We start from the raw sequence: 17,239 nt of genomic DNA, 5'->3' as shown, positions 1-17,239 counted from the left end.
AAACGAAGAAGACCCACCCCGCGGGGTGGGTCTTTCTCGTATCCGGCTGCGCGCTACGCGGTCACTTGTACCGGTAGACGATGCGCCCGCGCGTCAGGTCGTACGGGGAGAGCTCCACGACGACCCGGTCCTCGGGCAGAATACGAATGTAGTGCTGCCGCATCTTGCCGCTGATGTGTGCGAGCACCTTGTGCCCGTTCTCCAGCTCGATGCGGAACATTGCGTTGGGGAGCGGCTCGACGACGCGGCCCTCCACCTCGATGGCTCCGTCCTTCTTCGCCATACCCTCCACGATCCTGTTGTCTTATGCGGACGCCGTGTGCGACCTGTGCCCGGCCTGAACGCCCGGGCGTGCGGCTCACGCCGCGCTACCTGCCCATTCTACGCGCTCAGGACTCGTCCGACGAATCCTGCCCGGAACCGCCCCCGCCGTTGACGAGGTGCAACGCGAGTTCGACCGAGTCGGGGACGAAGTCGCCGGGGTCCGCGGCGACCGCCGCGAGCAGTTCCTCCGGCGCCATCCACTCGCCGCTCACCACCTCCTCCGGCTGGTGTACGACCACCCCGTCGTAGACGCAGACGTACTGGAAGCACACGAACCGGGTGCTCGGGTCGGCGTAGTCGCGCACCCCGACGGGACGCAGGGCGACGCCGTGCACGCCGAGTTCCTCGAAGGCCTCGCGGGCGGCACCGTCGGCGGGCTCCTCCCCCGCGAGCAGCACCCCGCCCGCGCAGAAGTCCCGCAGGCCCGGGTAGACGTCCTTGATCGCGGTGCGACGGTGCACGTAGACCCGCCCGGCGGGGTCGAAGACGAGGATGCCGGTGGTGCCGTGCCGCAGGTTCTCCGCCCGCACGCGCGAGCGGGGTGCGGCACCGGACGGGCGCCCGGCGTCGTCGTACAGCGCGACGATCTCCTCCACTGCCACTCCCCTCGTCTTTATCCCACAGTATGAGTCAAACCCTGGACAGCACAGCCCCCGTGCACTTGTATCGGGGCCATGAGCAATCCGGACAGCCCGAACTGGCATTTCGAGACCACGCAGATCCACGCCGGGCAGACGCCCGACGGCACCACCAACGCGCGGGCGCTCCCGATCTACCAGACCACGTCGTACACGTTCAACAACACCGATCACGCCGCGGCGCTGTTCGGGCTGGCCGAGCCGGGCAACATCTACACCCGCATCATGAACCCGACGCAGGACGCCGTCGAGCAGCGCATCGCCGCGCTCGAGGGCGGCGTCGCCGCGCTGCTCGTCGCCTCCGGGCAGGCCGCCGAGACGCTCGCGATCCTCAACGTCGCCGAGTCGGGCGACCACATCGTCAGCTCGCCCTACCTGTACGGCGGCACCTACAACCTGCTGCACTACACCCTCGCCAAGCTGGGCATCGAGGTCACCTTCGTCGAGAACCCGGACGACCTGGAGCAGTGGCGCGCCGCCGTCCGTCCCAACACCCGCGCGTTCTTCGCCGAGACCATCTCCAACCCGCGCGGTCACGTGCTCGACGTCGCCGGCCTGTCCGCCGTGGCGCACGAGAACGGCGTGCCCCTCATCGTCGACAACACCGTCGCGACCCCGTACCTGCTGCGCCCGCTCGAGCACGGCGCCGACATCGTGGTGCACTCGGCCACGAAGTACCTCGGCGGCCACGGCGCGGCCATCGGCGGCGTCATCGTCGACGGCGGGAACTTCGACTGGACGCAGGGCAGGCACCCGAACTTCACCACCCCGGACCCGTCGTACCACGGCGTCGTGTTCGCCGACCTGGGCGCGCCGGCCTTCGCGCTCAAGGCCCGCGTGCAGCTGCTGCGCGACCTCGGCCCCGCGATCTCGCCGTTCAACGCCTTCCTGCTCAGCCAGGGCATCGAGACGCTGAGCCTGCGCGTCGAGCGGCACGTCGAGAACGCGCAGAAGGTCGCCGAGTACCTCACCGGCGCCGACGGCGTCACCGACGTGATCTACGCCGGCCTGCCCTCGTCGCCGTACCACGAGCGCGCGAAGGAGCTGCTCCCCAAGGGCGCCGGCGCGATCGTCGCGTTCGAGCTGGCCGGCGGCGTGCCCGCGGGCAAGGCCTTCGTCGACGCCCTGCAGCTGCACAGCCACGTCGCGAACATCGGCGACGTCCGCTCGCTGGTGATCCACCCCGCGTCGACCACGCATTCGCAGCTCACCGAGCAGGAGCAGCTCGAGGCCGGCGTCACGCCGGGCCTGGTGCGCCTGGCCGTGGGCATCGAGCACATCGACGACATCCTCGCCGACCTGCAGGTCGGCCTCAAGGCCGCGGCGAACGCCTCCTAGGAGACCGTGATGCGCGCTCTGCGGTGGTTGCGACGGACGGTCCGTTCCGTCCTCGCCGACGACGGTGCCTGGACCGCCGCCGTGCAGCGCGGCTGCACGTAGACCTCGCAGATCAGCACCCCCGAGCCGCCGGCTCGGGGGTGCTGTCGTCTCAGCCTTCGAGCGCCGCCCGCACCTGCCGCTCCAGGGCGACGGTGGCGGGTTTCGGCAGGTCGATGAGGCCGTCGAGCTCGGCGCGGGCGCGCTGGTAGGCCTGCTGGCGCTCCGGGCCGGTCGCCGAACCGTCGAGGGCGACCGCGAGCAGGCGCTGCGCCTTCGCCAAGCGCTCCTGCTCCAGCGGGGAGAAGTCGCCGCGGCGCCGGCGCTGCGCCTCCCGCTCCGCGACGTCGAAGGCCGCGGCGTAGGCGTGCACCGCGTCGCGGTACTGCTCGACGTCCGCCGCCGGCGCACCGTCGGGCGCGTCCGGGCGGAGCAGGTCCGCCCGGCGCTTGGCCTTGTGGAATTCGACGGTGAGCGGTTCGCGCAGGTCGATCATCATCGGGAAGTCCAGGACGGTGGCGAGGTCCGTCTCGTACTCGAACCAGCGGGTGTCGACGGCGTCGTGCTCGGCGAGCGCGCGCTGGAGTTCCCGCTGGACCTGGGCCGCGTCGATCCGGCCCATCCCCTTCGCCCGCGCGACCGCGACCTTGGTCTCCTGCTTGATGCGGTAGCGCTCGAGGCGGCGCGCGGCGCGGCGCTCGTTCCAGACGGACAGCCCCTTGGTGCTGCCGCCGACGACGAAGATGAGCCACCAGAAGTTCTGGACGAAGTCCAACAGCCGGTCCACCCCACCAGCGTACGTACCGCGACGAACGGGCACGGCGTCGTTCGCGACGATCGTCCGTGCCCGTCCGGTTACTGCTGCTCCGCGTTCGCGGTGACGATGTCCACCACGTACTGGGCCAGGCCCGGCGCGATGTCCTCGTAGTGCTTGCGGAACCGGGGATCGCTCACGTACATCTGCGCCACGCACACCTGCATCGCGTGGTCGCAGTCGTACCAGCGGTCGATGCCGGCGCGGTGCCGCTCGGCGAGCTCGTTCGCCTCGGGCGAGCCGGCGGCGACGCCGCGGGCCAGGGCGTCGGCGAGCGCGGCCTCGAGGGCGTCGCCCTCGGCCTTGAGCTGCTTCCAGTCGTCCTTGGTCAGCTTCGCGGTGCGCTCGGCGCTCTGCTTCCAGGCGTCGGTGTCGCCCCAGCGCTGCTCCGCCTCCTCGGCGTAGCCCTCGCCGAGCCAGTCGTCGCCGAAGATCTCGGTCTGCTCCTCGGCGGTCAGCTGGATGCCGCTCTTCTTGCTGTTCATCATGTCCTCCACAGCCGCGACCATCCGGTGCAAACGGTCGATCCGCTCGGTCAGCAGCTTCCGTTGCTGCTCCAGATGCGCCATGGCGTCGGCCGACGGATCGTCGAGCAGGGTCGCTATCTGCTCGAGGGGGAAGCCCAGCTCGCGGTACGTCAGCACCTGATGCAGGCGCTCGACATCGGCATCGTCGTAGACGCGGTAGCCGGCCGACGTGCGCCCCGACGGGACGACGAGACCGATCTCGTCGTAGTGGTGCAGGGTGCGCACGCTGATACCGGTCAGCCGCGCGATCGTGCCGACCGTGTGCTGTGCGGGTCTTCCTTCGTTCACAGCGACCACACTCGGGCCTCACGCCGCGTGAGGGTCAAGCCGGAATCCATCGACGCAGGTCAGGGACGGAGGGTGAGGATGCGCGGACCGTCGGCGGTGACGGCGACGGTGTGCTCCCAGTGCGCGGCGCGCGCACCGTCGTCGGTGACGACGGTCCAGTCGTCCTCCAGGACGGAGGTGTCGGGGGTGCCCAGCGCGAGCATCGGCTCGATCGCGAGGGTGGAGCCGACGACGAGGCGCGGGCCCTTGCCCGGATCGCCCTCGTTGGCGAGGAAGGGCTCCATGTGCATCTCACGGCCGATGCCGTGGCCGCCGTAGCCGTCGACGATGGCGAAGTCGCGCCCGAGCCGCGCGGACTGCGCGTAGGTGGCGGTCTCGATGGCGTGCGAGACGTCGGTGAGGCGGTTGCCGTCGACCATGGCGGCGATACCGGCCTCCATCGCGAGGCGGGTGGCCTCGGACAGGTCGCGATCCTCGGGAGCCAGCTCGCCGACGCCGAAGGACCACGCCGAGTCGCCGTGCCAGCCGTCGAGGATGGCGCCGCAGTCGATGGAGACCAGGTCGCCCTGCGCCAGCACCGTGTCCCGGTTCGGGATGCCGTGCACGACGACCTCGTTGACCGACGAACAGATCGAGCCCGGGAAGCCGTGGTAGCCCTTGAACGAGGGCACCGCACCGGCCTCGCGGATCACCGTCTCAGCGACCTCGTCGAGCTCGAGGGTGGAGACGCCGACGCGGGCGGCATCGCGGACCGCGACGAGCGCGCGGCCCACGACGGCGCCCGCGGCGGCCATCGCGTCGAGCTCCCCGGCCGACCGCGCGGGCACGGTCCGGAGGCTCTTGATGCGGAAACGACTCACTTGTCGAGCTGCGAGGTGACGCGGCCCAGGACCTCGTCGACGGTGCCGACGGCGTCGATGTGGGTGACGAAGTCGCCGTAGTAGTCGAGCAGCGGCGCCGTCTGGTTCGCGTAGACCTGCATGCGGTTGCGGATGACCTCTTCGGTGTCGTCGGCGCGGCCGCGGGCGAGCATGCGCTCGACGACGGTGTCCTCGGGGACCTCGAAGGAGACCACGGCGTCGAGCTTCTCACCACGCGCGGTGAGGATCTCGGCGAGCGAGTCGGCCTGGTCGGTGGAGCGCGGGAAGCCGTCGAGGATGAAGCCGTTCTTGGCGTCCGGCTCCGTCAGGCGCGAGCGCACCATGTCGACGGTGACCGAGGACGGGACGAGCTCGCCCGCGTCCATGTACTTCTTGGCCTCGACACCGAGCGCGGTGCCCTCGCTGATGTTCGCGCGGAACAGGTCGCCCGTCGAGATGTGCGGGATCCCGTACTTCTCCGACAGTCGTTCGGCCTGCGTGCCCTTGCCCGCCCCGGGAGGGCCGAGAATAACCAGTCTCACTTGAGGAATCCTTCGTAGTTACGTTGCATCAATTGACTCTCGATCTGCTTCGTGGTGTCGAGCGCCACGACCACGATGATGAGGACCATCGTGCCGCCGAACGGCAGGTTACTCAGGTTCGAGCCGCTACCGGTGAGTTCGATGAAGAGGTTCGGGAGAATCGCGATGATGCCGAGGTAGAGCGAACCGGGCAGCGTGATGCGCTGCAGCACGTAGTTCAGGTAATCGGCGGTCGGCTTGCCCGGCCGGATGCCCGGGATGAAGCCGCCGAACTTCTTCATCTCGTCCGCGCGCTCCTCCGGGTTGAAGGTGATCGCGACGTAGAAGTACGTGAAGAAGATGATCAGGGCGAAGTAGATGACGATGTGCCAGGTGCTGCCGGGGTTGACCAGGTTGGTCTGGATCCACTGCACCCAGCCGGCCGTCGAATCGCTCGCGACGAGCTGGATCACCAGCTGCGGCAGGTACAGCAGCGACGAGGCGAAGATGACCGGGATGACGCCCGCGGTGTTCACCTTGAGCGGCAGGTAGGTCGACGAGCCGCCGTACATCTTGCGGCCGACCATGCGCTTGGCGTACTGCACCGGGATGCGGCGCTGACCCTGCTCGACGAAGACGACGGCGACGAGGATCAGGAACACGGCGAAGCAGACGAGGCCGAAGGCGAGGCCGCCCTGGCTCTCGAGGATCTTCTGGCCGTCGGCCGGCAGGCGCGAGGCGATGCCCGCGAAGATCAGCAGCGACATGCCGTTGCCGATGCCGCGCTCGGTGATCAGCTCGCCGAACCACATGACGAGGATCGCGCCGGCGGTCATGGTGAAGACGATGACCAGCAGGGAGAAGACGTCGTTGTCCTGGATGATGCCGGGGCAGTCGGGCAGCAGGTTGCCGCGCGAGGCCATGGCGACGATCGCGGTGGCCTGCAGCAGCGCCAGCGCCACCGTGAGGTAGCGGGTGTACTGGGTGATCTTCGCCTGGCCGGCCTGCCCCTCCTTACGAAGGGTCTCGAACCGCGGGATGACCACCATCAGCAGCTGGATGATGATCGACGCGGTGATGTACGGCATGATGCCGATCGCGAACACCGACAGCTGCAGCAGCGCACCGCCGGAGAACATGTTGATCAGCGAGTACACCTGACCGCTGTCGCCGCTGGTGGCCTTGTCGACGCACTCGGTGATCGTCCCGAAGTTCACACCGGGCGACGGCAACGTGGCGCCGAGCCGGTAGAGCACGAGGATGCCCAGGACGATCAGGATCTTCCGCCGTAGATCCGGGGTCCGGAAGATCGGGACTAGGGCCGAAAGCACACATCCTCCTGGCAGCCGGGCGGCCCGGACGGGCCGCCCCACGCTCGTGGACACGCGCACCGCCCGCGGCGGAGCGCGATGTCCTCATGGGTAATCCTGCAAACGTATGAACTCTAACAGCCGCACTCATTGGGGCTGTTCACGGCGGGTACCGCCCGGCAGGAGACAGGCGGTGGGCCGTGAGGGGGCCGCGAAACGAGAGCCGCGGTAGGCACCGGTGACCGGCGCCTACCGCGGCGTCCACGTTGCGCAGCGCGAGGACTAGGCCTCGGCCGACGGCTTCAGCTCGGTGGCGGTGCCACCGGCGGCCTCGATCTTCGCCTTGGCGGCGCCGGTGACCTTGGTCGCCGTCACGTCCACCTTGACGCTGATCTCGCCGTCGCCCAGCACCTTGACGACACGGTTCTTGCGAACCGCACCGGCGGCGACGAGCTCGTCGATGCCGATGGTGCCGCCCTGCGGGAACAGGCGAGCGATGTCGCCCACGTTCACCACCTGGTACTCGACGCGGTTGCGGTTCTTGAAGCCCTTGAGCTTCGGCAGCCGCATGTGCAGCGGCATCTGACCGCCCTCGAACGCCACGGGGACGTTCTTGCGCGCCTTCGTGCCCTTGGTGCCGCGACCGGCGGTCTTACCCTTCGAGCCCTCACCGCGACCCACGCGGGTCTTGGCGGTCTTCGCGCCCTTAGCGGGACGGAGATCGTGCAGCTTGATAGCCATTGCTTACACCTCCTCCACTTCCACGAGATGCGAAACGACCTGGATCAGGCCGCGATTGACGGGGGTGTCCTCACGGACGACCGACTTGCGGATGCCCTTGAGGCCCAGGGTGCGCAGGCTGTCGCGCTGGTTCTGCTTGAGCCCGACGAGGCCCCGCACCTGGGTGATCTTCAGCTCTGCCATGACTTACGCTCCCTGACCTGCACGGGCGCGGAGCATGCCGGCCGGGGCGACGTCCTCGATGGGCAGGCCGCGACGAGCCGCGACCTCCTCGGGACGCTGCAGCTCCTTGAGAGCCGCCACGGTCGCGTGCACCACGTTGATGGCGTTGTCCGAGCCCAGGCTCTTGGCGATGACGTCGTGGACGCCGGCCGCCTCGAGCACGGGACGCACGGCGCCACCGGCGATGACACCGGTACCCGGGCTGGCGGGACGCAGCAGCACGACGCCGGCCGCGGCCTCACCCTGGACCGGGTGCACGATGGTGTTGCCGATCATCGGGACGCGGAAGAAGTTCTTCCGAGCCTCCTCGACACCCTTCTGGATGGCCGCAGGAACTTCCTTGGCCTTGCCGTAACCGACGCCGACCATGCCCTGGCCGTCGCCCACGATCACGAGGGCGGTGAAGCTGAAGCGACGACCACCCTTCACGACCTTCGAGACACGGTTGATGGTGACAACCTTCTCGATGTAGTTGCTCTTCTCGGCCTCGTTGCGGCCACCGCGCTGATCGCGGTCGCGGCCACCACGACCGCCGCGGCGGTCGTTCGAGTTCTCGTTGTTCCCGGCGGGGCCGTTGCTACCGCCGTCACGACGCTGACGTCCGGGCATCAGGCGACCTCTCCTTCGATGGAAAACATGCTGGTGTGAGTCATTAGAACGTCAACCCGCCTTCGCGAGCGGCGTCCGCGAGCGCGGCGATCCGGCCGTGGTACTTGTTGCCACCACGGTCGAAAACGACGGCGTCCACACCGGCGGCCTTGGCGCGGGCGGCGATGAGCTCGCCGACCTTCTTGGCCTGGGCCGACTTGTCGCCGCCGGCAGCCTTGACGTCCGCCTCCAGCGTCGACGCCGCGGCCAGCGTGTGGCCCTTGAGGTCGTCGATCAGCTGGACGTGGATGTGCCGGCTGGAGCGCTTGACCGCGAGCCGCGGACGGACCGCGGTGCCCTCGATCTTCTTGCGCAGGCGGAAGTGGCGACGGGCCTTCGACGTACGACGACGAGTCGAGACGTCCTTGCCCGCCGGGATGCGCTTGTTCTCAGTCTGAGTTGCCATGAGTTACTTACCCGTCTTTCCGACCTTGCGACGGATCTGCTCACCCTCGTACCGCACGCCCTTGCCCTTGTAGGGATCGGGACGACGGAGCTTGCGGATGACCGCCGAGACCTGGCCGACCTGCTGCTTGTCGATGCCGGACACGGAGAACTTGGTGGGGCTCTCCACCGCGAAGGTGATGCCCTCGGGCGCCTCGATCGGCACCGGGTGGCTGAAGCCCAGGGCGAACTCGAGGTCCTTGCCCTTGAGCGCCACGCGGTAGCCCACGCCGTAGATCTCCATCTTCTTGGTGTAACCCTCGGTCACACCGGTCACCATGTTGGCGACCAGGGTCCGCGACAGGCCGTGCAGCGCGCGGTTGCGCCGCTCGTCGTCGGGACGGGCCACCACGATGGCGCCCTCTTCGTTCTTCGACACCGAGATCGGCTCAGCGATCGTCAGCGCAAGCTGGCCCTTGGGCCCCTTGACGGTGACGTCCTGGCCGGCGATCTGCACGTCGACGCCCGCGGGAACGACCACGGGGTGCTTACCAATACGCGACATAGTTGTTTGTCCCCTTACCAGACGTAAGCGAGGACTTCGCCGCCCACGCCCTGCTTGGCTGCCTGGCGATCCGTGAGGAGGCCCGAGGACGTGGAGATGATCGCCACGCCCAGGCCACCGAGGACCTTCGGCAGGTTGGTGGACTTCGCGTACACGCGCAGACCGGGCTTCGACACGCGGCGCAGGCCGGCGATCGAACGCTCACGGCTGGGGCCGTACTTCAGCGAAACGACGAGGTTCTTGCCCACCTCGGCGTCCTCGGTACGGAAGTCGGTGATGTAGCCCTCACGCTTGAGGATCTCGGCGATGTTCGCCTTGATCTTCGAGTGCGGGAGCGTCACCTCGTCGTGGTACGCCGAGTTGGCGTTGCGCAGACGGGTCAAGAAGTCTGCGATCGGATCAGTCATGGTCATGACAGATTCGTCTACCTTTCTCGCAGCGGTTCCCATACATCGCCGGCGCTCTGGTGCCCTGACGAATCGGGGCCTGGAACGTCCGACGGTGGGCCTGCTACGAAGCAAACCGTCCTGCAATACCGTTGCACTGCAGGGATTCCGGACCGGCGAACCGGTTCGGGGAAGTGCGCCGGCCGTGCTCGAAGCACGACAGGCAACCTCACTAGTGTAGAGAAAGTGCCGGTCAGAGTCGAATCGGCACCTCTTGTCCCCCGCCGCGCGGGCGCCTAGCGTGAGGATCATGCCCTCGGTGAACGATCTCCTCCGCGATCCCCGGCTCTATCAGGCGGCCGCCGCCGGCCAGGCGACCGACGGGGCCCTGTGCATCCAGCCCGTCCCGTACATCGCACGGTGCCTCGACGACGTCGGCTGGCCCGACGGTGGCCGCTGGTTCTTCCCCGTGGTCAAGGGCGCCTCGGCGCTCGGCCTCGCGGCGGCGCCGCGGTGGCCGGGACTGGCCCGGCTCACCGCGATCATGCTGACGCTCTACTTCGCCGTCGCGGTGGGCCTGCACGTGCGCGCCCGCGACCTGCGACTGAACTTCGCGGCGGCCTCGTCGCTGCTGCTGTTCTACGGCGCGCTCGCCGCGACCGGCCCCCGGGTCAGTTCACCCGCAGCGTCGTCGTGACCGGCGTCGGGTTCTGGGTCAGGTCCAGGACCGGGCAGTGCGCGTCGACGACGGTCGTCAGCTCGCGGTAGCGCTCCTCGGTGTCCGGCCCGGTGATGTCGACGGTGACCCGCACCGCGGTGAAGCCCGGGCGCACGGTCTCGTCGAGGCCGAAGAAGCCGCGCACGTCGAGGTCGCCCTCCGCGCTGAGCTTCAGCTCGTCGATGGTGATGCCGAGCTTGTCGGCGTAGAAGCGGTACGTCACCACCTGACACGAGAGCAGGGCGGCCAAGTAGGTCTCGACCGGATTGATCGCGGTGTCGTCGCCGCCGAGCGTCGGCGGCTCGTCGACGGCGAGCGTGTGCTGGCGGGCGGTCGTGACGGAGCCGACGGCGCCCTGCGGAACCGCGCTCGCCGAGAACACCACGTGGGCGTTCGCGACGTTGCGGGTCACGGCCTGGTCGGTCGCGTCGATGATGGCGGCGAGGGTGCCGGTGGCGGATGCGGTCATGATCACTCCTGACGGGAAGGGTCGCTAGTGCTCCGCGGAACATATGTCCGATCCCGGTCCGGGCACAGCGGTTGCGCTCACCGTGATTGCCGACGGATACCCTGAGGGCCGTGTCCACCACCCTGACCGTCACCCTGCTCGCGGTACTCACCACGGCGGGCCTGGTCGGAGCGGTGGCGACCGACGGCACCGCGTCGCTGGTGCTGGCCGTCGCGACCGTCGTCGTCGCGGGCGTCCTCGCCGTGCGGCTGCGGTCCGCCCCGCCCGGTGCCGCGTGGGCGGGAGCCCTCGCCACCGGCATCGTCATCGTCTCGGCCGGCGTGCCCGCGACGATCGTGCTCACCGAGTCGGGCCGGTCGGGCTCGTCGGCGTTCGCCTCCTCGGAGGAGCAGCCGATCGACCCGTCGGAGGAGCTGCGCAGCGTGCTCGCCAAGGCGGAGGAGATCCAGCCCGGCAGTACGCGCACGATCCGCCAGATCAGCATCAGCCAGAACTGGACGCAGATGCGCTTCCTCGACCTCACCCGCGGCGAGGAGGTGTCGTTCCAGTACTCCCGCGTCGGCAGCACCCACGAGTGGAACACCCCGTCGCGCTCGAGCACGCCCAGTCGCGCGGCGGACGCCTTCAGCGCCGCGGACATCGCGGGCCTCGACCTGCGGGCGGCGACGACGAAGGTCGACGGCGCGATCGCGACCCTCGGCGTCAAGCGCACGGCGTCCTCGTCGGACGACATCGAGATCGGGCGGCGCAGCGGTGACCAGCGCCTGGTGGCCACCTTCGACCGGTCCCCGATCGAGATCGAGGTCGACCCGTCGGGCGCACTCCCCGACAACCTGGCGCTGGCGAAGACCGGCGGGATGCTCCCGATCGCCGAGCGCCTCCTGCGCGCGAACGGCTTCGATCCGGCCGCGCGCGTGATCGACCGGTTGGAGTACCGCGTCTTCGCCGAGAACGTGAGCTCCGTCGGCTCGGGCAAGGGCACCGTCGAGCTGAGCATCGCGGGCGCCGGCCGGACCGGGAAGCTCGCGGAGACCGTCGGCAAGTTCCCCGAGATCGACCTGCGGCCGAGCTCGTCCAGCAGCGAGACCTCGTTCCCCCTGTCAGCGGTCCGCTACGAGGGCATCGAGAAGGCGCGGACCGATCTGGTGCAGCGTTTCTCGGTGCTGCCGATCGACGCCTTCGCGCTGGGGCTGCGCGTCTCCGCCGACACCCGCACCAGCTCCCGCGTCACCCCGCCCACCGTCATGGAGGTCGGGCTCGGACCGAACTCGAGCGCCGAGGCCTACTACGCGCTCGACGGCCGGTTCCTGCGCACCGACTAGGTCTGCGCCGCGGTGAGGCGGCGGACCGTCGCGACCTCGGCGTCCCGATAGGGACGACCGTCGGGCCAGAGCAGGTCGTGGAACCACTGCTGCGGCTGCCGCGCCCCGACGTAGGGCTGCTTCCACGAGTCCCACGGGTAGTAGGTCTGGCTGCGGCCGGCGACGAAGCCCCACTGGTAGGCGTCGATGCCGAGTTCCTTGCAGATCGGCAGGATCGTCTCGATGGTGCTGCCCTGCGGGCGGGCCATGTACTCGGTGAGCAGCATCGGGCGGCCCTGCTTGGCGAGGTCGGCGGCCATGGCGCGGAACTTCTCCGGCGGGTCGTAACTGTGGAAGCTGATGACGTCGGACTGCTCGAGCTGGATCGCGCGGATCTCGGGCCGGGTGTCGGCCCAGGTGCCGGAGGTCAGCGGCTGCGTCGGGTTGCCGGCGCGCGCCCAGGCGAACGCCTGGGGCAGCAGCTGCGCGACGCGGGCGACCTTGTCGGGCGGGCTCAGCGGGTACGAGTCGGCGAGGTTCTCCGGCTCGTTCCAGACGTCCCACGCGACCACGCGGGGATCGTTCGCGAACGCCTTGACCACACCGGTCGCGTAGGCCTGCAGCGCGGCGGTGTCGGGGTTGGTCAGACCGGCGGCGCCGGGGCTCTGCACCCAGGTGGAGTTGTGCACGCCGGGGGTGGGCTCGCGCTGCACGCCGGGCTTCGGGTTCGGGTCCCAGCACGAGTCGAAGAGCACGAACATGATCTTGATCCCGTTGTTGTGCGCGATCGTGAGGAACTGGTCGAGTCGCTGCACGAGGCCGGTCGGGTCGGCGGTCCACAACTGGTCCTGCAGGAAGACGCGCATCGTGGTCATGCCGAGGCCGCGCGCCCAGCTCAGTTCGAGATTCATCCGGTTCGGGTCGAAGGTCTGCGCCTGGAACATCTCGAACTGGTTCCCGGCGTTGGCGTTGATGTAGTTCGCGCCGACCATCCACGGGTTCTGGGCCCGCCACTGCTGGGCCCGCTCGGGCGTCCACCGCGCGGCCGGTGCCGCGGGAGCGCCGGGTGCACCGGCCGGAGCCCCGGGCGTCGTCGGCCCGACCGTGCCGCCCGCGCCCGCCCCGGAGCCGGGGTCAGCGGCCGCCCGCGCGGCCACCATCGCCATGGGAAGCGCGGCCGCCGCCGAGAGCATCACCCTTCGAGTCACAACAGTCACAAAAACACCATACGCAACATTAGTCACAGTTCGGTCAAGGCGACGGCCGCGCGTCCGTTCCGAAACCGGGCGAATTTCGCGTCAGAATCCCGTCAGGCGATCCTGATCCAGAATCAGCCCGGTTTCGAACGACGCGACGAACTCAGCCCTCGATGGCCTTGCGGGCCTCGGCCTCCAGTTCGGCACGGAAACGCGGCGGCGCAGGCAGCACACCGCGATCGACGAGCCGGTCGACCGTGCTGACCACCTGGTTCAGGTACGCGGCCCGCTCGGCGGCGGCGCTCGACGAGGCGTGCCGGTAGAGCTTGAGCCCACGATCGAGGTCGCGCACGTCCTCCTCGGCGAGGCCGGCGGAGCCGGTGCTGCGGGCGTGCCGGTCGGCGGCGTACCAGCTGGTACGCAGGTCGGTCACGGCGTCGGCGTACTCGGCGCCCTTCGCCTCGCCGGGGTACTCGTCGGTGCGCAGCGCACCCGCGCGCTCCAGGGCGTCGTGGAAGGCGATCACCTTGGTCGAGCTGAAGTCCCACATCGCGGGGAAGCGCAGCAGCATCTCGGGATCGAGTTCGTAGACGGCGTACTCACCGAGCACCTCGTCGTGCCGGCCGACCGCGCGGTCCCACAGCGCCTCGCCCGACGGCGCGCTCGCGCGCGGCCGCTCGCGCGGCGGCGGGGGCGAGGTGAACTGCAACGGATCGGCCGTCGCGGACTTCGACGGATCGCCGTTGCCGCCGAGGAACACGATCATCGCGACGATGAGTGCGCCCGCGAGCAGCAGTGCCCCGATCGAACCGACGAACCGGGTGGCGATCAGACCGACCGCCCCGACGCCGAGCAGACCCGCGATCGCCGTATTACGCATCGGAAGCACCCACGACGAACACCCTAGTCGTCAGGCCGCGAGCGCCCGCTCCCCCACCGGAGCAGGGACGACGGCGTCATCGGGCGCGGGGCGCCGAGCGATCCGCGCGTAGCCGAGCACCATCGCACCGGCCGTGCCCAACAGCAGCACGGCGGCGAGAGCGCCGCTCTGCGCCATCGGCACGCTGAGGTAACGGATCGAGAGCAGGATCGCGACGAAGGCGAGGGCGCCGCCCGCGACGGTGGCGATCCGGCGCGGATGCCAACCGTCCTCGGGGCGCACCATGGCGGCCTCGAGCGTCAGCGCGAAGACGAAGCCGGCGATCAGGTCGACGCCGTAGTGCGCACCGAGGCCCAGGGTCGCGGAGATGGTGCAGACCCACCAGAAGACGCCGAAGAGCTTGAGCAGCCGCGGCCCGCGCAGCGCGTGCACCAGGATCGCGGTGGCCCAGGCGGTGTGCAGGCTGGGCATGCAGTTGCGGGGCGCCGCCTGACTGAAGTACGCGGAGACCGGCTCGAGCGAGGTGGGCAGCACGTGCGGCCAGATGTTCATCCAGCCGGCGCCCGCGACCTCGTTGCCGAAGGCGTAGGCCGGCCCGACGACGGGGAACAGGAAGTAGACGATGGGGCCGATCGCGCCGATCACGATGAACGAGCGCACGATGTGGTGCCGCGGGAAGCCCTCGGTGGAGCTGCGGCGCAGCTGGAAGTACGCGACGACGGCCGCGCCCACGGGCAGGTAGGTGTAGACCTTGGTGATCAGCCACAGGTACCAGCCGTGCTCGTGCACGAACCGGCCCATCACCCACGACGGGCTGCCGAGCGCGCGGTCGGCGACCTCGACGAAGTGATCGGCGACGTACGGCAGCGCCTCCATGGTCAGCCCGAGCCAGACCGCGGAGACGGCGTTGGCGACGATGAGGATCCCGGCCACGCCGGCGGCCTTGTACGCGGCGACCTGCTCGCGCCCGGTCAGCCGCAGGGCGGCGTACCCGGCCAGGGCGACGAGCGCCCACATCACGCCGTTGCCGAAGTGCAGGGGCGAGCCGACCACGAACCGCTCGGCGTTGAAGAGCACCTCGACACCCAGGACGACGCCGACGAAGGGCAGCCGCAGGCGCCCGGGCATGCACATCAGGGCGAGGGCGAGCGAAGCGACCTTGACCTCGCCGGTGACCGGACGGCCGACGAAGTCCTTCGCCAGACCCTCGACGGGGCCGGCCAGTCCGTAGGCCACCGCGGCCGCCTGGATGACCGCGACGAAGACGACGACCGCCCCGATGGCCCACAGCCAGGGCCGGTTCCGGATACCGCCGCGGGTGTGCTCCCCGCGCGGACCTCGCGGGAGCGCGACGTCTGCACGCACCAACATGAGATGACAGCATAGTTAACGTCCGAGTAACACTGTGCATCCGATCCGCGTTTCGTGACGTGAATCGCGCTGCGCACAGCGCCGTGACAGCACTCGCACAGCGCGGAGACAGCACTCGCACGACGACGGCCGGCTCGCGCGCGACGGTGCGGGGACGCCGAAGGGCGCGTGCTCCGCGCCGAAGCGGAGCACGCGCCCTTCGCGTGTGGAACTCGTCCCGGGTCAGACCCGGGCGGGACTCACCAGCTGCTCTTGTGCACGCCGGGGAGGTCGCCGGCGTGGGCCAGCTTGCGCAGGCACACGCGGCACAGGCCGAACTTGCGGTACACCGAGTGCGGGCGGCCGCACTTGTTGCACCGGGTGTACGCGCGGACGGCGAACTTCGGCTTCTTGTTGGCCTTGTTGATCAGCGCCTTCTTTGCCATGGCTCAGTTCTCCTTGAAGGGGAAGCCGAGGTGCTTGAGCAGCGCGCGGCCTTCCTCATTGTTGGTGGCAGTGGTGACGACGGTGATGTCCATGCCGCGGGGGCGGTCGATCGAGTCCACGTCGATCTCGTGGAACATCGACTGCTCGTTCAGGCCGAACGTGTAGTTGCCGTTGCCGTCGAACTGGTTGCCGTTGAGGCCACGGAAGTCGCGGATACGGGGCAGCGCGATCGAGGTGAGTCGATCGAGGAACTCCCACATGCGGTCGCCGCGCAGCGTGACGCGCGCGCCGATGGGCATGCCCTCACGGAGCTTGAACTGCGCGATGGACTTGCGGGCCTTGCGGATCTCCGGCTTCTGGCCGGTGATCAGCTCGAGGTCCTTGACGGCGCCGTTGATGAGCTTGGCGTCGCGGGCGGCGTCGCCGACGCCCATGTTCACGACCACCTTGACGACACCCGGGATCTGCATCACGTTGTCGTACTTGTACTCGGCGTTGAGCGCGTCCTTGATCTCGGCGCGGTAGCGCGCCTTCAGGCGCGGCTGGATCTTCTCAGAGGTGGTCATCTCAGATGTCCTTCCCGTTCTTGCGGGAGATCCGCACGCGCTTGCCGGTCTCCTCGTCGGTCCGGTAGCCCACGCGGGTGGGGTTGCCGTCCGAGTCGACGACCATCACGTTGGAGACGTGGATCGGGGCCTCGCGGACCTCGATCCCGCCCTGCGCGGTGGCGGAGGTGCTGGTGTGCTTCTTGATCCGGTTGACGCCCTCGACGAGGACCTTGTCAGCCTTCGGGAAGGACTCGACGACCTTGCCCTTGGCGCCCTTGTCGGGGCCCGAGATCACGATGACGGTATCGCCCTTGTGCACCTTCATGTCAGAGCACCTCCGGAGCCAGCGAAACGATCTTCATGAACTTCTTGTCGCGCAGCTCGCGGCCGACCGGGCCGAAGATGCGGGTGCCACGAGGGTCGTTGTCGTTCTTGATGATGACAGCGGCGTTCTCGTCGAACTTGATGTACGAACCGTCCGGACGGCGGCGCTCCTTGGCGGTGCGCACGATGACGGCCTTGACGACCTCGCCGCGCTTGACGTTGCCGCCGGGGATGGCGTCCTTGACGGTGGCGACGATGATGTCACCGATGCCGGCATAGCGGCGCGAGCTTCCACCGAGCACGCGGATGCAGAGGATTTCCTTGGCACCCGTGTTGTCGGCGACCCGCACCCGCGATTCCTGCTGAATCACTAGAGAGTCTCCTCGACCTGGATTTTCATG

The 17,239-nt window shown here is 69.1% G+C and carries 24 protein-coding genes; 3 read left to right on the top strand and 21 right to left on the bottom strand.

Translation table 11 applies throughout. The annotated features are described in order from the left end of the window. Positions 1-61: 61 nt before the first annotated feature. On the bottom strand, positions 62-283 hold the full coding sequence (gene infA / locus BLQ62_RS05985; protein ID WP_005140011.1) for a translation initiation factor IF-1: 222 nt from the start codon (positions 281-283) through the stop codon (positions 62-64). 106 nt (positions 284-389) lie between these two features. Next, the gene (locus tag BLQ62_RS05980) at positions 390-920 is read right to left on the bottom strand and encodes an NUDIX hydrolase (RefSeq protein ID WP_231857647.1); all 531 of its coding nucleotides are present in this window, start codon (positions 918-920) and stop codon (positions 390-392) included. A gap of 78 nt (positions 921-998) precedes the next feature. Between BLQ62_RS05980 and BLQ62_RS05975 the strand changes: the two genes are divergently transcribed. Beyond that, positions 999-2,300, top strand: coding sequence for a bifunctional o-acetylhomoserine/o-acetylserine sulfhydrylase (locus BLQ62_RS05975; RefSeq protein WP_068532999.1), 1,302 nt, complete (start codon positions 999-1,001; stop codon positions 2,298-2,300). Positions 2,301-2,451: 151 nt separating this feature from the next. Here BLQ62_RS05975 and BLQ62_RS05970 read toward each other — a convergent pair whose 3' ends face one another. The 11 genes from BLQ62_RS05970 to rpsH all read right to left on the bottom strand — a co-directional run bounded on the left by BLQ62_RS05970 (position 2,452) and on the right by rpsH (position 9,632). After that, positions 2,452-3,126 carry a hypothetical protein gene (locus BLQ62_RS05970; protein ID WP_068533001.1) on the bottom strand — a complete coding sequence of 225 codons (675 nt, stop codon included), beginning with the start codon at positions 3,124-3,126 and terminating at the stop codon, positions 2,452-2,454. 68 nt (positions 3,127-3,194) lie between these two features. After that, positions 3,195-3,968: a MerR family transcriptional regulator gene (locus tag BLQ62_RS05965; RefSeq protein WP_068566723.1), complete on the bottom strand. Its 774-nt coding sequence runs from the start codon at positions 3,966-3,968 to the stop codon at positions 3,195-3,197. Between the two features lie 59 nt (positions 3,969-4,027). Further along, positions 4,028-4,795, bottom strand: a complete 768-nt coding sequence (map, locus tag BLQ62_RS05960; protein WP_269451324.1) for a type I methionyl aminopeptidase — start codon at positions 4,793-4,795, stop codon at positions 4,028-4,030. Positions 4,796-4,824: 29 nt separating this feature from the next. Next, on the bottom strand, positions 4,825-5,370 hold the full coding sequence (locus tag BLQ62_RS05955; protein WP_068566725.1) for an adenylate kinase: 546 nt from the start codon (positions 5,368-5,370) through the stop codon (positions 4,825-4,827). Next, the gene (gene secY, locus BLQ62_RS05950; RefSeq protein WP_068533005.1) at positions 5,367-6,680 is read right to left on the bottom strand and encodes a preprotein translocase subunit SecY; all 1,314 of its coding nucleotides are present in this window, start codon (positions 6,678-6,680) and stop codon (positions 5,367-5,369) included. Before secY ends, BLQ62_RS05955 begins: the two co-directional genes overlap by 4 nt. Before the next feature lie 261 nt (positions 6,681-6,941). Beyond that, entirely contained in the window at positions 6,942-7,400 is a 459-nt protein-coding gene (rplO, locus tag BLQ62_RS05945; protein ID WP_068533008.1) for a 50S ribosomal protein L15, read from the bottom strand. 3 nt (positions 7,401-7,403) lie between these two features. Then, positions 7,404-7,583, bottom strand: a complete 180-nt coding sequence (rpmD, locus tag BLQ62_RS05940) for a 50S ribosomal protein L30 (protein ID WP_068522648.1) — start codon at positions 7,581-7,583, stop codon at positions 7,404-7,406. A gap of 3 nt (positions 7,584-7,586) precedes the next feature. After that, positions 7,587-8,231 (bottom strand): 30S ribosomal protein S5, encoded by a 645-nt coding sequence (gene rpsE, locus BLQ62_RS05935; protein ID WP_068533010.1) that lies wholly within the window; start codon positions 8,229-8,231, stop codon positions 7,587-7,589. Between the two features lie 43 nt (positions 8,232-8,274). Next, positions 8,275-8,676: a 50S ribosomal protein L18 gene (gene rplR, locus BLQ62_RS05930; protein WP_068533012.1), complete on the bottom strand. Its 402-nt coding sequence runs from the start codon at positions 8,674-8,676 to the stop codon at positions 8,275-8,277. A gap of 3 nt (positions 8,677-8,679) precedes the next feature. Beyond that, the gene (gene rplF, locus BLQ62_RS05925) at positions 8,680-9,219 is read right to left on the bottom strand and encodes a 50S ribosomal protein L6 (RefSeq protein WP_068533014.1); all 540 of its coding nucleotides are present in this window, start codon (positions 9,217-9,219) and stop codon (positions 8,680-8,682) included. A gap of 14 nt (positions 9,220-9,233) precedes the next feature. Continuing rightward, positions 9,234-9,632, bottom strand: coding sequence for a 30S ribosomal protein S8 (gene rpsH / locus BLQ62_RS05920; protein WP_068533016.1), 399 nt, complete (start codon positions 9,630-9,632; stop codon positions 9,234-9,236). Between the two features lie 283 nt (positions 9,633-9,915). On the opposite strand from rpsH, the gene BLQ62_RS05915 reads away from it, so the two are divergent. Further along, complete coding sequence (locus BLQ62_RS05915) at positions 9,916-10,302, top strand: DoxX family protein (RefSeq protein ID WP_068533019.1); 387 nt, start codon at positions 9,916-9,918, stop codon at positions 10,300-10,302. Here the strand turns inward: BLQ62_RS05915 and BLQ62_RS05910 are convergent. Next, positions 10,277-10,792, bottom strand: coding sequence for an OsmC family protein (locus BLQ62_RS05910; RefSeq protein WP_068567374.1), 516 nt, complete (start codon positions 10,790-10,792; stop codon positions 10,277-10,279). The two genes, BLQ62_RS05915 and BLQ62_RS05910, sit on opposite strands and share 26 nt — an antisense overlap. Positions 10,793-10,902: 110 nt before the next feature. Between BLQ62_RS05910 and BLQ62_RS05905 the strand changes: the two genes are divergently transcribed. Continuing rightward, the gene (locus BLQ62_RS05905) at positions 10,903-12,114 is read left to right on the top strand and encodes a hypothetical protein (protein WP_068566727.1); all 1,212 of its coding nucleotides are present in this window, start codon (positions 10,903-10,905) and stop codon (positions 12,112-12,114) included. Here BLQ62_RS05905 and BLQ62_RS05900 read toward each other — a convergent pair. From BLQ62_RS05900 to rplN, 7 genes are all read right to left on the bottom strand, one after another. Further along, positions 12,111-13,253 carry a cellulase family glycosylhydrolase gene (locus BLQ62_RS05900; RefSeq protein WP_414929921.1) on the bottom strand — a complete coding sequence of 381 codons (1,143 nt, stop codon included), beginning with the start codon at positions 13,251-13,253 and terminating at the stop codon, positions 12,111-12,113. The genes BLQ62_RS05905 and BLQ62_RS05900 overlap by 4 nt on opposite strands. Before the next feature lie 199 nt (positions 13,254-13,452). Next, positions 13,453-14,169: a hypothetical protein gene (locus BLQ62_RS05895; protein WP_231857649.1), complete on the bottom strand. Its 717-nt coding sequence runs from the start codon at positions 14,167-14,169 to the stop codon at positions 13,453-13,455. A gap of 30 nt (positions 14,170-14,199) precedes the next feature. Continuing rightward, on the bottom strand, positions 14,200-15,540 hold the full coding sequence (locus tag BLQ62_RS05890) for a phosphatase PAP2 family protein (RefSeq protein ID WP_082756635.1): 1,341 nt from the start codon (positions 15,538-15,540) through the stop codon (positions 14,200-14,202). 239 nt (positions 15,541-15,779) lie between these two features. After that, positions 15,780-15,965 (bottom strand): type Z 30S ribosomal protein S14, encoded by a 186-nt coding sequence (locus tag BLQ62_RS05885; RefSeq protein ID WP_068533023.1) that lies wholly within the window; start codon positions 15,963-15,965, stop codon positions 15,780-15,782. 3 nt (positions 15,966-15,968) lie between these two features. After that, the gene (gene rplE, locus BLQ62_RS05880) at positions 15,969-16,532 is read right to left on the bottom strand and encodes a 50S ribosomal protein L5 (RefSeq protein ID WP_068533025.1); all 564 of its coding nucleotides are present in this window, start codon (positions 16,530-16,532) and stop codon (positions 15,969-15,971) included. A 1-nt stretch (position 16,533) separates the two neighbouring features. Beyond that, complete coding sequence (gene rplX / locus BLQ62_RS05875; RefSeq protein ID WP_068522658.1) at positions 16,534-16,839, bottom strand: 50S ribosomal protein L24; 306 nt, start codon at positions 16,837-16,839, stop codon at positions 16,534-16,536. Position 16,840: 1 nt separating this feature from the next. Then, positions 16,841-17,209: a 50S ribosomal protein L14 gene (gene rplN, locus BLQ62_RS05870; RefSeq protein ID WP_013128004.1), complete on the bottom strand. Its 369-nt coding sequence runs from the start codon at positions 17,207-17,209 to the stop codon at positions 16,841-16,843. Positions 17,210-17,239: the final 30 nt, after the last annotated feature.

Origin of the sequence: Tsukamurella pulmonis, from assembly GCF_900103175.1 — a bacterium.
Classification (GTDB): domain Bacteria; phylum Actinomycetota; class Actinomycetes; order Mycobacteriales; family Mycobacteriaceae; genus Tsukamurella; species Tsukamurella pulmonis.
The sequence above is the reverse complement of the archived record's forward strand: the minus strand, read 5'-3'. Positions and strand labels throughout refer to the sequence as shown.

Excerpts from the sequence above, each read along its gene's own strand:
- infA (WP_005140011.1), bottom strand. The coding sequence starts at position 283 with ATGGCGAAGAAGGACGGAGCCATCGAGGTGGAGGGCCGCGTCGTCGAG.
- BLQ62_RS05975 (WP_068532999.1), top strand. The coding sequence starts at position 999 with ATGAGCAATCCGGACAGCCCGAACTGGCATTTCGAGACCACGCAGATC.
- rplO (WP_068533008.1), bottom strand. The coding sequence starts at position 7,400 with ATGGCTATCAAGCTGCACGATCTCCGTCCCGCTAAGGGCGCGAAGACC.
- rpmD (WP_068522648.1), bottom strand. The coding sequence starts at position 7,583 with ATGGCAGAGCTGAAGATCACCCAGGTGCGGGGCCTCGTCGGGCTCAAG.
- rpsE (WP_068533010.1), bottom strand. The coding sequence starts at position 8,231 with ATGCCCGGACGTCAGCGTCGTGACGGCGGTAGCAACGGCCCCGCCGGG.
- rplR (WP_068533012.1), bottom strand. The coding sequence starts at position 8,676 with ATGGCAACTCAGACTGAGAACAAGCGCATCCCGGCGGGCAAGGACGTC.
- rplF (WP_068533014.1), bottom strand. The coding sequence starts at position 9,219 with ATGTCGCGTATTGGTAAGCACCCCGTGGTCGTTCCCGCGGGCGTCGAC.
- rpsH (WP_068533016.1), bottom strand. The coding sequence starts at position 9,632 with ATGACCATGACTGATCCGATCGCAGACTTCTTGACCCGTCTGCGCAAC.
- BLQ62_RS05915 (WP_068533019.1), top strand. The coding sequence starts at position 9,916 with ATGCCCTCGGTGAACGATCTCCTCCGCGATCCCCGGCTCTATCAGGCG.
- BLQ62_RS05910 (WP_068567374.1), bottom strand. The coding sequence starts at position 10,792 with ATGACCGCATCCGCCACCGGCACCCTCGCCGCCATCATCGACGCGACC.
- BLQ62_RS05900 (WP_414929921.1), bottom strand. The coding sequence starts at position 13,253 with ATGGTGGCCGCGCGGGCGGCCGCTGACCCCGGCTCCGGGGCGGGCGCG.
- BLQ62_RS05895 (WP_231857649.1), bottom strand. The coding sequence starts at position 14,169 with ATGCGTAATACGGCGATCGCGGGTCTGCTCGGCGTCGGGGCGGTCGGT.
- BLQ62_RS05890 (WP_082756635.1), bottom strand. The coding sequence starts at position 15,540 with ATGTTGGTGCGTGCAGACGTCGCGCTCCCGCGAGGTCCGCGCGGGGAG.
- BLQ62_RS05885 (WP_068533023.1), bottom strand. The coding sequence starts at position 15,965 with ATGGCAAAGAAGGCGCTGATCAACAAGGCCAACAAGAAGCCGAAGTTC.
- rplE (WP_068533025.1), bottom strand. The coding sequence starts at position 16,532 with ATGACCACCTCTGAGAAGATCCAGCCGCGCCTGAAGGCGCGCTACCGC.
- rplX (WP_068522658.1), bottom strand. The coding sequence starts at position 16,839 with ATGAAGGTGCACAAGGGCGATACCGTCATCGTGATCTCGGGCCCCGAC.